This window comes from Cyanobium sp. ULC065 (assembly GCF_977927515.1).
In genome coordinates this window covers 503,604-515,468 of record NZ_OZ376393.1, presented here as the reverse complement: position 1 = coordinate 515,468, position 11,865 = coordinate 503,604, and the positions used below count along the sequence as shown (strand labels likewise).

Genomic DNA, 11,865 nt, shown 5'->3' with positions numbered 1-11,865 from the left:
CGAGCTGGCAGGAATTCTCCCGCAGCGCTGGCGCCCTGCCCGCGCCACGATCGGTGCCATGGAGCCCGCTGTCCCCCTCGCCTGGCCGCCTGCCACCGGCGATCTGCCCCGCACCTTCGCCGATCGGCACGAGCTGGCCGTCGAGCTGCAGGCCCGTTTCGGCCAGCAACCGGTCGCCCCGGATGCCGAAGACGCCCCACCGCTGAGCCCGATGCGCGGTGGCCGGGCAGCGGCGCTGGCGGCGCTGGCAGCGCTCGACCCGGTGGCCTACGCCACCAGCCGCAACCATCTCGATGGCGCCGTGACCCGCCTCTCCCCCTACATCCGCCACGGGGTGCTCACCCTGGCGGAGGTGCGGCAGGCGGTGTTCGACGCCCTGGCCGCCCGGGGGCTGGGGCGCAGCGCCGGAGAGAAGCTGATCAACGAGCTCGGCTGGCGTGACTATTGGCAGCGCGTCTGGCAGCAGCTGGGCGAGGGCATCTGGGACGACCGCGAGCAGGGCGCCAGCGGCCTGCCGCCCACGGCCTACCGCGCAGACCTGCCCGACGACATCGCCGGCGGCAGCACCGGCCTGGCCTGCATCGATGCCTTTCGCCATCAACTGGTGCAAGAGGGCTGGCTGCACAACCATGCCCGCCTATGGCTGGCGGCCTACCTGGTGCACTGGCGGCGGGTGCGCTGGCAGACCGGCGCCCGCTGGTTCCTGCGTCACCTGCTCGACGGCGACCCGGCCAGCAACAACCTCAGCTGGCAATGGGTGGCCGGTACCTTCAGTGCCAAGCCCTACCTGTTCAACCGCGCCAATCTGGAGCGCTTCAGCGGCGGCCGCTTCTGTCGCGCCTGCCCGAAGGCGCAAGCCGGTGGCGCCGGCCGGCCGGGTGGCTGCCCGTTCGAAGCCAGCTACGAACGGCTGGGCGAGCGGCTGTTCCGCAGCGAGGCGCCGCTCAGCCTGCCGGAGCCGCCGCTGCAGGACCAGACCCTGCCGCCAGCCCCTACCGCCGGCAGGTCAGCCGCTGGCCTACCCAAGCAGGCCACCGTCGCTCCAGCTGGCCCCTTGCAGCGGCCGGTGCTCTGGATCCACGGCGAGGCGTTGGGGCAGGCCAACCCCGCCTGGCGCGCCCATCACGATCGGCCGGCCCTGTTCGTGTTCGACCGGGCCCTGATCGAGGGAAGCGCCGGCCAGGGCCCGGCGATCAGCCTCAAGCGGCTCGGCTTCCTCTACGAATGCCTGCTGGATCTGCCAGTGGTGCTCCGGGCCGGAGCTGTGGCGGAGGAGTTGCTCGCTTTCGCCGCTCACCATGGCGCCGACGGGGTGGTGACCTGCCGGGCGGTGGATCCTCGCTTTGCAGAGCTTTCCGCGACGATCGGCGCCGCCCTGCCGCTGGTGGTGCTGGAGCCCGAGCCATTCGTGCAGCTGGAGGGCCCCGTGGATCTGCGGCGCTTCAGCCGCTACTGGAAGCGGGCCGAGCGGGCGGTCTGGGCCGGTTTCGAGGGGCCACGCCTCACCGCCGCTTGAGCACGCCTGCACCACTGCAGTCCTGGGCGGCGGGGGGTCTGGCCCTGTCCCGCTTCAAGGCCGACGAGGTAAAGGGCTGAGCGCGCCGGGAGCCAGGGACTAGGGCGCAGCCTCCGGTGCTGCAGACGGTGCCGGGGCCTCAGCTCCAGCTCCCTGCTCCAGCGCCTCCTCACGGGCCCGCACCTCGTTGGGATCGGGCAGCAGATCCTCCTCCTGCAGCATCGGGAAGCTCTCCTGCTTCACCTGATCCGCACGGCGGGGCGGATCGGTCCACTCCCAGCGGCTGCGCGGGGCGCGCGCCTGGCAGAGCGCCTCCAGTTCGCGCTGCAGCGCCCGGCGCACATCGCCGCGGGCCACCACCTCAAAAAACTCCTGGCGGGTCGCCAGGCCAGAGCTGAACGGCGCACTGCCGTTGCCGTTGAACAGACGGGGCGGATCCGGCAACCAGCGCGGCCGGCAGACCCCCCGCTGGCGGGTGTCGGTTTCGAGCCACAGGTGCACACCGAAGCCGTCGGGCTGGTTGACCACCGCCAGGCCGTCGTGGGGCTGACGGCGCTGCAGGGGGAAGATTCGCCAGCTGGCCCTGTTGGTGGCGGGAACACAACTCGCCAGCAGGGAAGACGTCACCAGCAGCGTCACCACCACCAGCGCCAACGGCCGCAGCAAGGGCCGCCTTGGCGACCAGCGCGCCGTTCGCAGCCGCGCCGGCAACGCCACAAGGCGGCGCCATGAAGACAAGCGCCAGGAAGACTTCAAGGGGCTCACGCGGGCGAACCGGGGGGCGCCGATCCTGCCCCAGTGGCGGCGCCAACGCGGACGCCACAATCACAGCGGAAGTTCCGCCGCGGAGCCTGGCGCCATGGCCCTCACCCCCTCCACCATGCTGCCGCTGGGCACGGCCCTGCCCCCGTTCCAGCTCGCCGATCTCGATGGCCGCGTCCACGACAGCACCGCCCTGCCGCCCCAGCCGCTGCTGGTGCTGTTCCTCTGCGCCCACTGCCCGTTCGTGAAGCACATCGAACCGGAGCTCACGCGGCTTGAGCACGACTACAACGACCGGGTGGTGATCCTGGCGATCGCCAGCAACAGCGTCCGCACCCACCCCGGGGACGGCCCTGAGGGGCTGAACGACCAACGCCAGCGGCACGGCTGGCGCTTCCCCTACCTGCTGGACAGCGACCAGAACGTGGCCCGGGCCTTCCACGCCGCCTGCACTCCAGACCTCTATCTCTACGGTGCAGACCACCGGCTTGCCTACCGCGGCCAGCTCGATGCCAGCCGCCCCGGAACGGGCCAGGCCGCAGATGGCAGCGCCCTGCGAGAGGCGCTCGATGCGGTGCTCAGCGGCCAGGCCCCGGACCCCGATCAGCGGCCCGCCATTGGCTGCAACATCAAGTGGCACCCTGGCCAAGCGCCCCCTGGAACCGAAGGCTGAGGGGATTAAGGTTGCCCGCATGCAGGTGCCCCCCTTCGATCTCACCGAGCAACTTCATCAGCTTGGTGAAGGCCTCGAAGACGCCGTTCTGCAGGTGTTGCGCAGCGGCCAGTACATCGGGGGGGCCCGGATTGCGGCCTTCGAGCAACAGTTCGCCGCTGTCTGCGCCAGCCCCCATGCCATCGGCTGCAACAGCGGCACCGACGCCTTGGTGCTGGCCCTGAGAGGCCTGGGGATCGGTCCGGGTGATGAGGTCATCACCAGTTCGTTCAGCTTCTTCGCCACGGCCGAAGCGATCAGCAGCGTGGGGGCCACGCCGGTGTTCGTGGATGTGGAGGAAAGCTCCTATCTGATCGATCTCGATCGGATCGAGGCGGCGATCACGCCCGCCACCCGCGCCCTGATGCCGGTGCACCTGTTCGGCCGTCCAGTCGACATGGAGCGGATCACCGCGATCGCCTCAGTGCATGGCCTGAAGGTGATCGAAGACTGCGCCCAGGCCACCGGCGCCAGCTGGGCGGGGCAGCCGGTGGGCAGCTGGGGGGATGCGGGCTGCTTCAGCTTTTTCCCCACCAAGAACCTCGGCGGTGCCGGCGATGGCGGCGCTGTGCTCTGCAGCGACCCAGAGCTGGCCCAGCGCATCCGCGAGTTGGCCGTGCATGGCATGCCGGAGCGCTATCTGCACACGTCGCTGGGCTACAACAGCCGCCTTGACGCTCTTCAGGCCACGGTGCTGGCCGTGAAGCTCCCCCATCTGGAGCGCTGGATCGAGCGACGCCGCCAGCTCGCCGCCACCTACCAGCGTGAGCTGGCGGGCCTTGCTGGAATCTCCCTGCCCGAGGCGGGGCCCGACGGCCACAGCTGGAACCAGTTCGTGGTGCGCGTCCCGTTCTGCCCAGCGGGCGCGAACGCCTGCGGCGGCAGCTGCGCCCCCTCCAGCACCAGCTCCACTTACGGCCTGCCCGAAAGCTGCTGCCGCGACTGGCTCAAGCAGGAGCTGGCCGCCGCCGGCGTCAACACGATCATCTACTACCCGATTCCGATTCACCGCCAGCCGGCCTACGCCCAGCTGGGCTATGGCCCCGGCAGCCTGCCGGCCACCGAGCGGCTCACCTCCCAGGTGCTCAGCCTGCCGATCTTCCCCGAACTGACCTCCGAGCAACAACAAGCTGTGATCACTGCCTTGCGCCAGCTCGCAAGCAGCTCAGCGGCCGCAGCGCCCGCCTCTGCCCCTGCGGAGTCCCGCGCCCAGGTGCGGGTCTGAGCCACGGCCGCCGGCCAGATCCTCCCCACCGACGCCAGGCTCGGCCGGCTCAGGCCAGCCCTGCGTAGAGCCCCTTGAAGCGCGCCTGCTGCTGCTTGTGGTCCACGATCGGTGCGGGGTAACCCCGCCGTTCCAGGGGCGCGATCGCCCCGCTGATCAGATCGGCAGTGGCCACATGCGCCAGTTCCGGCAGCCAACGGCGGATGTACTGAGCCTCGGGATCGAAGCGGGCCGCCTGGGTGAAGGGATTGAAGATGCGCAGGGGTTTGGGATCCATGCCGCTGCTGGCGCTCCACTGCCAGCCCCCGTTGTTGGCAGCCAGATCCCCATCCACCAGCAGGCGCATGAACTGGCGTTCGCCCCAGCGCCAGTCGCAGATCAGATCCTTCACCAGAAAGGAGGCCACGATCATGCGGCAGCGGTTGTGCATCCAGCCGCTGGTGTTCAGCTGCCGCATCGCCGCATCCACGATCGGCACGCCGGTGAGGCCCGCGCACCAGGCCTCGAAACGGCCCGTGTCGTTCTCCCAGGGAAAGCGGCGCCACTGGGGGCGGTAGGGCCCGTCAGCCAGCTCGGGAAAGTGAAACAGGGCCTGTTGGTAGAACTCGCGCCAGGCCAGTTCCTGCTCCCACACCGTGATCGCCTGCAGGTCCTCGTCGCTGCGGGCGCGGGGCCGCTGCTGCTGGGCCGCCGCCCAGGCCTGCCGCGGGCTGAGCGTGCCGAACTTGAGGGCCGCACTCAGGCAGGAGGTGCCCGCTTCGCCTGGCAGGTTGCGGCCGGGTTCGTACCGCAGCAGGGCGCCATCGGCGAAAAGGGCCAGCTGATCGGCGGCAGCGGCTTCTCCCGGGCGGCAGGGGCAGAGATCGGCGCCGGCGAAGCCGGCATGGCCAAGGGCAGCGGCGCTGTCGCCGGTCGCAGGCACGGCGTCCAGAAGCGGCAGGCGCTCCCAGAGGGCCTGGCCGCGGCCGGGCAGGGCGGTGGGATCAAGAGCCAGCAGGCCGCTGGGAGCCGCTACCGGCGCCAGCTCCAGCCCGCCAGCACCGGCGGCCGCCGGCCCGGCCGGCTCCAGCCGGCGCCGCCAGGCACGGAAGAACGGCCCGTACACCCGATAGGGAGCGCCACCGCCGGTGAAGAGGCTCTCGGGGGGAACCAGCAGCTGATCCCAGCCCGCCAGCACCTTCAGCCCGTCCTGCTGCAGCGCGGCGGCGACGCGGCGGTCGCGCTCGCGGCCGAAGGGTTCCACATCGCGGTTCCAGGCGACCACCGCCGCGCCGATCGCTACCGCCAGCTGGGGCAGCAGCTCGGCTGGATCCCCCCGAAGCAGCAGCAGCTGGCTGCCGGCCTCACGCCAGCGCTGCTCCAGCTCCCGCAGGCTTTCCAGGAGAAACCACAGCCGCGCCGGGGCCAGGTCGCTCGCCTCCAGCAGGGCCGGATCGAGCACGAACACGCCGGTCACGGCGGGCGTGGCGCGAGCGGCGGCCGCCAGGCCGAGATTGTCGGCCAGCCGCAGGTCACGGCGGTGCCAGAACAGCCAGCGGGGCGGGGTCATCGCAACGGTTCCTGCACCGCTTCAGCAACCCAGCAGCTGACGGGCGCGGAACCAGGCGGTCACGCTCTTGCCATCCAGGGCCTCATCGCCGCTGGCCAGGGCCGCATCAACGGCCTGCGGCTCCATCAGCAGCACCTCCATGTCTTCGTCGTCATCGCCAGCGGGCTGCTGCTGCAGGAGCGTGAGGGCGCGGGCCAGGAACAGGTGGATCACCTCATCGGAATAGCCGGGGCAGGGCAACATCAGGCCCAGCGAATCCCAGCGGCTGGCGCTGTAGCCCGCTTCCTCCGCCAGTTCCCGCTGCATCGAAGCCAACGGGTCCTCGCCATCTTCCAGAGTGCCGGCGGGGAATTCAAGGATGCGCCGTTCCACCGCGAAGCGGTACTGGCGCAGGATCACCACCCGGCCGTCGTCAAGCACGGGCACCGCCAGGGACGCGCCAGGGTGGCGGATGATCCCGTAGGTGCCTTCCACGCCTTTGGGCAGCACCATGCGGTTGAGCTCAAAGCGGATCTTGCGGGCATCGAGAGCCCCCACCGTGGCCAGATGGGTGGAGGGCTCAGGGGGCGGCAAGGGGGCCATGCACGGCGCGCTGCGGGCTTCCAGTGTGACCGTCTGCCGCCACGGGCGCGGTGTCGGGCCAGCCCGGTACCCCCGCCAGCGCCAGCGGCGGGGGCTCGGCGCCACGGAGCAGGGCAGCAGCCAGCAGCTCCGCCGCCGTGACCGCCCCGCCAGGCGGGATCAGCAGCGGATCGAGGGCCGCCAGCGGGGCCAGCACGAAGGCCCGCTCGCGCAGGCGCGGGTGGGGCAAGGTGAGCATGGCGGTGCAGCAGACCTGGCGGCCGCACCAGAGCAGGTCGAGGTCGAGGGTGCGCGGCCCCCAGTGCACCGAGCGCTCACGGCCGAAGGCGGCTTCCAGACGCTGCAACCGCCGCAACAGCTCCGCGGCGGCGGGCCAGGGCGCGTGAGCGGCGGGCGCTGTGGCGGGCAGAGGGATGTGGCGAACCAGCAGCACAGCATTGAGATAGGGCGGCTGACCAGGCGGTCCCCCCACCGGCGCGGTGCGAAAGAGCGGCGACCAGTGCAGTTGCAGCCCGGCCTCCGGCGCCCCCAGCGGCGGCGTGCCGGCCCAGGCCACCACTTCGGCGGCCAGCAGGGGTCTCACCGCCGCCAGGGTGGCGCCGGGGTCGTCGAGATTGGCCCCAAGCGCGATCGCGAGCGTGCGCTCAGACGGGCCGCACGGCACGCGGGGGATCAGTAGAAGTCCGAGCGGCGGCGCTCCTCCGGCCGCTCCAGCGGGGTGTCGCCGTCGCGGCCGAGCAGCAGATCCCGGGCGCCGTTCACCAGCTGCATGGTGTCGTGGGCGCCGCCGCGATCGGGGTGGTGCTCGGCTGCAGCCAGCTTCCAGGCCCGGTTCACCTCCTCCACGCTGAGGCGGCCGGACAGGGGCAGATGCAGACGCTGGCGGGCCACGATCGCATCCACATCCGGGTGCTTGCCGAGCGGGCCCCAGTCGGCGCGGCTGAGCCCCTTGCGCCGCTTGTTGCTGCTGCGGGAAGTCTTGGTGGTGGCACCAGCGCCGCCGCCACCCCCGAAACCGCGCGCCGCAGCGGCGCCCGCCTCGGCGGCGTTCCGGCGCGACGCCTTGGATTCACTGGTGCGGCCAGGACGATCGACCCGGGAAAACAACACCATGACGGGGCCGCAGCGATAGCAGAAAGAAATGCCAGGCGTGCGGAAACATCGCCCGGCCTCGTTGCAAAAGTGTAGGTTCTGCCCGCCACAAGGCTGTTCGCCCCAGCACCCCCAGCCGCCGCCATGGGTGGCGCAGCACCGTCAGCGAGACTGAACCCCCTTCTCCAGCCTCTGCCCCATGGTCGTCAGCGGGTCCGCTGCCACTCCGGCCGCCGCCGGCGCCGCCGCACGCGCCTTTCCGCTCGCCGCGATCACCGGGCATGGCACTTTGAAGCTGGCCCTCCTGCTGGCGGCGGTGGACCCGGGGCTCGGTGGGGTGGTGATCGCCGGGGGGCGCGGCACCGGCAAGTCGGTGCTGGCCCGCGGGCTGCATGCGCTCCTGCCGCCGATCGACGTGCTCGATCTGGGCGAGGGGGTGAGCAGCCGCAACGTGGATCCCCAGCGGCCCGACGACTGGGATACCGCGATCCATCAGCGCATTACAGCGCGCGGGGGCGATCCCAGCGGCGCCGATCCCACCACCCTGCTTCCCACCCGGGTGATTCCCGCCCCCTTCGTGCAGGTCCCCCTCGGCGTCACCGAAGACCGGCTGCTGGGGGCGGTGGACGTGGCCGCCTCCCTGAGCAGTGGCACACCGGTGTTCCAGCCGGGGCTGCTGGCGGAGGCCCACCGCGGCGTGCTTTACATCGACGAACTGAACCTGCTCGATGACGGCATCACCAACCTCCTGCTGGCGGCGGTGGGCTCCGGCATCAACCGGATCGAGCGCGAGGGGTTAAGCCTTGTGCACCCCTGCCGCACCCTGCTGATCGCCACCTACAACCCCGAGGAGGGGGCGGTGCGCGATCACCTGCTCGACCGCTTCGCCATCGCCCTGTCGGCCAACCAGCTGGTGAGCACGGAGGAACGGGTGACGATCACCCGCTCAGCCCTCGACCACGGCGAATCCAGCGAGGCGTTCCGCTCCCGCTGGCAGGAGGAGACCGACGCCCTGGCCACCCAGCTGCTGCTGGCCCGCCAGTGGTTGAAGGATGTGGTGATCGAACGCGAGCAGGTCCGCTATCTGGTCATCGAGGCGATCCGTGGCGGTGTGGAGGGGCACCGGGCCGAGTTGTACGCGGTGCGGGTCGCCCGGGCCCATGCGGCGCTGAGCGGCCGCGACCGGGTGGAGGCCGACGACCTGCAGGTGGCGGTGCGTCTGGTGATCGCCCCGCGGGCCCTGCAGCTGCCGCCGCCCGATCCCGACCAGCCGCTGGAGCCGCCGCCGCCGCCCCAGGCGGAGCAGCAGCCCCAGGAGCCGGAACCGCCCGAACCCCCCGAGGCCAGCGACGACGACGCCCCGGAAGAGGACCCTCCAGAAGACGACGACGACAGCCCCGACGACCAGGCGCCGCCGTCGATTCCGGAGGAATTCCTGCTCGATCCGGAGGCCACCGCCATCGACCCCGACCTGCTGCTGTTCGCCGCCGCCCGCTCCCGTGGGGGCGGCGGCGGCAAGCGCTCCCTGGTGCAGAGCGAGTCGCGCGGCCGCTACGTGAAGCCGATGCTGCCGCGCGGGCCCGTGCGCCGCATCGCCGTCGATGCCACCCTGCGGGCGGCGGCGCCGCACCAGAAGAGCCGCCGTGAGCGGGAACCGCACCGCCGCGTGATCGTCGAAGACGGCGACCTGCGCGCCAAGCAACTGCAGCGCAAGGCGGGCGCCCTGGTGATCTTCCTGGTGGACGCCAGCGGCTCGATGGCACTCAACCGCATGCAGAGCGCCAAGGGCGCCGTGATCCGGCTGCTCACCGAGGCCTACGAAAACCGCGACGAAGTGGCTCTGATCCCATTCCGTGGCGAGCAGGCGGAGGTGCTGCTGCCGCCCACCCGCTCAATCACCGCCGCACGCCGTCGGCTGGAGCAGATGCCCTGCGGCGGCGGCTCACCGCTCGCCCATGGCCTGTCCCAGGCGGCGCGGGTGGGCGCCAATGCACTGTCCAAGGGCGATCTGGGCCAGGTGGTGGTGGTGGCGATCACCGACGGCCGCGGCAACGTACCGCTGAGCCGCTCCCTGGGCCAGCCCCAGCTGGAAGGGGAGGAGCCGGTGGACCTGCGCGAGGAGGTGAAGGGGGTGGCGTCCCGCTACCGCGCCCTCGGCATCAAGCTGCTGGTGATCGACACCGAGCGCAAGTTCATCGGCAGCGGCATGGGCAAGGAACTGGCGGAGGCGGCCGGCGGCCGCTACGTGCAACTGCCCAAGGCCAGCGACCAGGCGATTGCGGCCATCGCCCTGGAGGCACTGAACGCCCCCTGAGTGCGGGCCTTCAGCCGCTGCTCGCCAGCAACGGCTTGAAGGCCAACGGCTCAGGGATCGAGCCGGCGGGGAGCCTCTGCCGGTAGCCGGGTGCCACCCGCGGCGCCCTGCCTGCCACCACCGATCGAGCCGCTGCCTGGCTTCTCTGTGCTGACCTTCTCTGGCTTGTCCTTGGCTGCTTTGTCTTTGGCCAGGCCCGTCTGGGCGGGATAAAGCTCATCAAACAACTGGCCCAGGCCGATGGCCAGACTGCGTACCCCATCCATGAAGCGGGGGTCACCGGTGAGCTTGCTCACATCGCCGCCCACCGCATCGATCCGTGCTGTGAGCCTCTCGGCGTTGCTCACCGTGGCCTTGAGCTCGGCCAGAGTGCGGGGGTTGTCGAGGGCGGCCGTCAGGTTGCGCACGTGGCGGCTGGCGGCCGCTGCATCAGCGCTGGCCGTGGTGAGCGACGCAAGCATGGGGTCGGCCTTTCCGGCCACCACGTTGAGCTGGCGGATCAGCACGTCCAATTGAACGGCGATCTTCTGGGATTCTTTGAGGAAGCGGGTCGCCTCCTTGGAGGTGGCGTCAAAGCTCTTGGTAGTGCTGGCGATCTCGGGCACCAGGTTCTGCTTTTCGGCCTCGAGCAGCAGGCTCTGCATCAACTCGGTGACGCTGCTCAAGCTGGCGGAGCTGACCCCTTCGAGCGAGGAGCCGTTGCAGACCATGCGGGTGTTGTTGCAGACCTTGTCGCCTGGCCGCGGAGCCGAGGCGGGCAGCGGCGGCCCGGAGCTGATCAACGCCACTTGGGCGTCACCGCCCAGCAGCGAGGCCGACTGCACCTGGGCCACCACCGGCCGCGCCAGCTGCAGACTTGGATCAGTGATCTCCAGTTCGGCTACCACGGCCGATGAGGTGGGTGAGATCCGCCGCACGTTGCCCACCTGCACCCCACGGAACACAACCGCGGAGCGGTCGGCCAGGCCGGCGGCATCGGCGAAACGCACCGTCAGAGTCCAATTGCTGCGGCCCAGCGAAACACCCCGCAGCCAGAACCAAAGGCTGAGCCCACCGATCACAGCTCCCAGCAGGGTGAAACCCACCAAGGCCTCGCGGACGCTACGACGCATATGGTGTCAAAGCTCCGCCGGCTGCATCGGGCCGTTCAGGCTACCGGTACGGAACTGCACGACATAAGGATTGTCGGTGCGGCCGAAGTCTTCGGTGGATCCGCACCATTGGATCTGCCCGTCGTAGAGCATGGCCACCCGCTGGGCCGAGCGCACGATCGTGCTCATCACGTGGCTCACCACCACCGAACAACCGGCCGCCACCTGATTCGCCTTCACGATCAAATCCTCGATGCGGGTGCAGGCCACCGGATCCAGCCCCGCGGTGGGCTCATCAAACAGGAGCAAGGGATGCTGGCCGGAGGCCTTGCTGGGATCATCGATCAGGGCGCGCGCAAAGCTCACTCGTTTCTGCATGCCGCCGCTGAGTTCACCAGGCAGCTGGTCTTCGATGCCGTAGAGGCCCACCGCCTCCAGTGCCCGCTGCACCCGCTGACGGATTTCTGGCTCCGGCAATTTGCTGTGGCGGTAGAGCAGAAAGCCCACGTTCTCCGCCACCGTGAGCGAGGCCAGCAAGGCAGGGTTCTGGAAGACCAGGCGCACATCAGCGGGGCGGCGCTGATCCAGGCGCAGGTATCGCTGTGGAACGCCATGCAGGCGGAAGGTTCCGGTGGTGGGCAACAACAGGCCCGCCAGAATGCGCAGCACGGTGGATTTGCCGGTGCCTGAAGGCCCCACCACCGCCAGCCGTTCCCCCTCCAGCAGGGTGAGGTGGATGCCCTCCAGCACGGTGCGCGAACCCCAGCTCATGGAAATGTCGTGAAGTTCCACCACCGGCACAGCCGGCGGCAGAAGGCCAGTGGTGGTGGACGAAAGGGTTGACGACACGGACGACGGTGGTGAGGGCCTGCAGGCGTGAGAAGGAGCCTCGCTGGGTTCTGGTTCGCCGACACCTTTCATCCTTACAGTTCCTACAGCTCCGTGCTGTGGCGTAACGCCCCTTCGGCTTGACTTCCCAGCGCCCTCTCCCGCCACGACGCCTCAGCACACGGTCAGCCCGG

Annotated in this window: 11 protein-coding genes; 4 read left to right on the top strand and 7 right to left on the bottom strand. The window is 70.5% G+C overall.

The annotated features are described in order from the left end of the window. The first annotated feature begins 58 nt into the window (after positions 1 to 58). Positions 59 to 1,516: an FAD-binding domain-containing protein gene (locus tag ACXMDP_RS02395; protein ID WP_311134085.1), complete on the top strand. Its 1,458-nt coding sequence runs from the start codon at positions 59 to 61 to the stop codon at positions 1,514 to 1,516. Positions 1,517 to 1,615: 99 nt separating this feature from the next. Here the strand turns inward: ACXMDP_RS02395 and ACXMDP_RS02390 are convergent, their stop codons facing one another. Next, a complete protein-coding gene (locus ACXMDP_RS02390) occupies positions 1,616 to 2,143 on the bottom strand; it encodes a hypothetical protein (RefSeq protein ID WP_233133121.1) in 528 nt (175 codons plus the stop codon). Here ACXMDP_RS02390 and ACXMDP_RS02385 point away from each other — a divergent pair. Further along, the gene (locus ACXMDP_RS02385) at positions 2,106 to 2,951 is read left to right on the top strand and encodes a thioredoxin family protein (protein WP_311134084.1); all 846 of its coding nucleotides are present in this window, start codon (positions 2,106 to 2,108) and stop codon (positions 2,949 to 2,951) included. The genes ACXMDP_RS02390 and ACXMDP_RS02385 overlap by 38 nt on opposite strands. Before the next feature lie 19 nt (positions 2,952 to 2,970). After that, positions 2,971 to 4,215, top strand: a complete 1,245-nt coding sequence (locus tag ACXMDP_RS02380) for a DegT/DnrJ/EryC1/StrS family aminotransferase (RefSeq protein WP_259728704.1) — start codon at positions 2,971 to 2,973, stop codon at positions 4,213 to 4,215. 49 nt (positions 4,216 to 4,264) lie between these two features. On the opposite strand, the gene ACXMDP_RS02375 is transcribed toward ACXMDP_RS02380, so the two are convergent. Genes ACXMDP_RS02375 through ACXMDP_RS02360 form a run of 4 tightly spaced genes read right to left on the bottom strand, consistent with a single transcriptional unit; the run spans position 4,265 to position 7,459 of the window. Beyond that, a complete protein-coding gene (locus ACXMDP_RS02375) occupies positions 4,265 to 5,764 on the bottom strand; it encodes an FAD-binding domain-containing protein (RefSeq protein ID WP_259728703.1) in 1,500 nt (499 codons plus the stop codon). 21 nt (positions 5,765 to 5,785) lie between these two features. Further along, entirely contained in the window at positions 5,786 to 6,346 is a 561-nt protein-coding gene (locus ACXMDP_RS02370) for an NUDIX hydrolase (protein ID WP_259728702.1), read from the bottom strand. Next, complete coding sequence (folK, locus tag ACXMDP_RS02365) at positions 6,324 to 7,010, bottom strand: 2-amino-4-hydroxy-6-hydroxymethyldihydropteridine diphosphokinase (RefSeq protein WP_259728701.1); 687 nt, start codon at positions 7,008 to 7,010, stop codon at positions 6,324 to 6,326. Before folK ends, ACXMDP_RS02370 begins: the two co-directional genes overlap by 23 nt. Positions 7,011 to 7,018: 8 nt before the next feature. Continuing rightward, positions 7,019 to 7,459 carry a hypothetical protein gene (locus tag ACXMDP_RS02360; protein WP_259728700.1) on the bottom strand — a complete coding sequence of 147 codons (441 nt, stop codon included), beginning with the start codon at positions 7,457 to 7,459 and terminating at the stop codon, positions 7,019 to 7,021. A 178-nt stretch (positions 7,460 to 7,637) separates the two neighbouring features. Here ACXMDP_RS02360 and bchD point away from each other — a divergent pair, with 178 nt between their 5' ends. Next, positions 7,638 to 9,752, top strand: a complete 2,115-nt coding sequence (gene bchD / locus ACXMDP_RS02355; RefSeq protein WP_259728699.1) for a magnesium chelatase ATPase subunit D — start codon at positions 7,638 to 7,640, stop codon at positions 9,750 to 9,752. A 50-nt stretch (positions 9,753 to 9,802) separates the two neighbouring features. Here the strand turns inward: bchD and ACXMDP_RS02350 are convergent, their stop codons facing one another. Together ACXMDP_RS02350 and ACXMDP_RS02345 are read right to left on the bottom strand one after the other, a co-directional pair. Continuing rightward, positions 9,803 to 10,864 carry an MlaD family protein gene (locus ACXMDP_RS02350; protein WP_094514485.1) on the bottom strand — a complete coding sequence of 354 codons (1,062 nt, stop codon included), beginning with the start codon at positions 10,862 to 10,864 and terminating at the stop codon, positions 9,803 to 9,805. 6 nt (positions 10,865 to 10,870) lie between these two features. Continuing rightward, complete coding sequence (locus ACXMDP_RS02345) at positions 10,871 to 11,614, bottom strand: ABC transporter ATP-binding protein (RefSeq protein WP_259728731.1); 744 nt, start codon at positions 11,612 to 11,614, stop codon at positions 10,871 to 10,873. Between the last annotated feature and the right edge of the window lie 251 nt (positions 11,615 to 11,865).

What these genes read in the sequence shown, in the direction of transcription:
- ACXMDP_RS02395 (WP_311134085.1), top strand. Translation starts at nt 59, where the DNA reads ATGGAGCCCGCTGTCCCCCTCGCCTGGCCGCCTGCCACCGGCGATCTG.
- ACXMDP_RS02380 (WP_259728704.1), top strand. Translation starts at nt 2,971, where the DNA reads ATGCAGGTGCCCCCCTTCGATCTCACCGAGCAACTTCATCAGCTTGGT.
- ACXMDP_RS02375 (WP_259728703.1), bottom strand. Translation starts at nt 5,764, where the DNA reads ATGACCCCGCCCCGCTGGCTGTTCTGGCACCGCCGTGACCTGCGGCTG.
- ACXMDP_RS02370 (WP_259728702.1), bottom strand. Translation starts at nt 6,346, where the DNA reads ATGGCCCCCTTGCCGCCCCCTGAGCCCTCCACCCATCTGGCCACGGTG.
- ACXMDP_RS02360 (WP_259728700.1), bottom strand. Translation starts at nt 7,459, where the DNA reads ATGGTGTTGTTTTCCCGGGTCGATCGTCCTGGCCGCACCAGTGAATCC.
- bchD (WP_259728699.1), top strand. Translation starts at nt 7,638, where the DNA reads ATGGTCGTCAGCGGGTCCGCTGCCACTCCGGCCGCCGCCGGCGCCGCC.
- ACXMDP_RS02350 (WP_094514485.1), bottom strand. Translation starts at nt 10,864, where the DNA reads ATGCGTCGTAGCGTCCGCGAGGCCTTGGTGGGTTTCACCCTGCTGGGA.
- ACXMDP_RS02345 (WP_259728731.1), bottom strand. Translation starts at nt 11,614, where the DNA reads ATGAGCTGGGGTTCGCGCACCGTGCTGGAGGGCATCCACCTCACCCTG.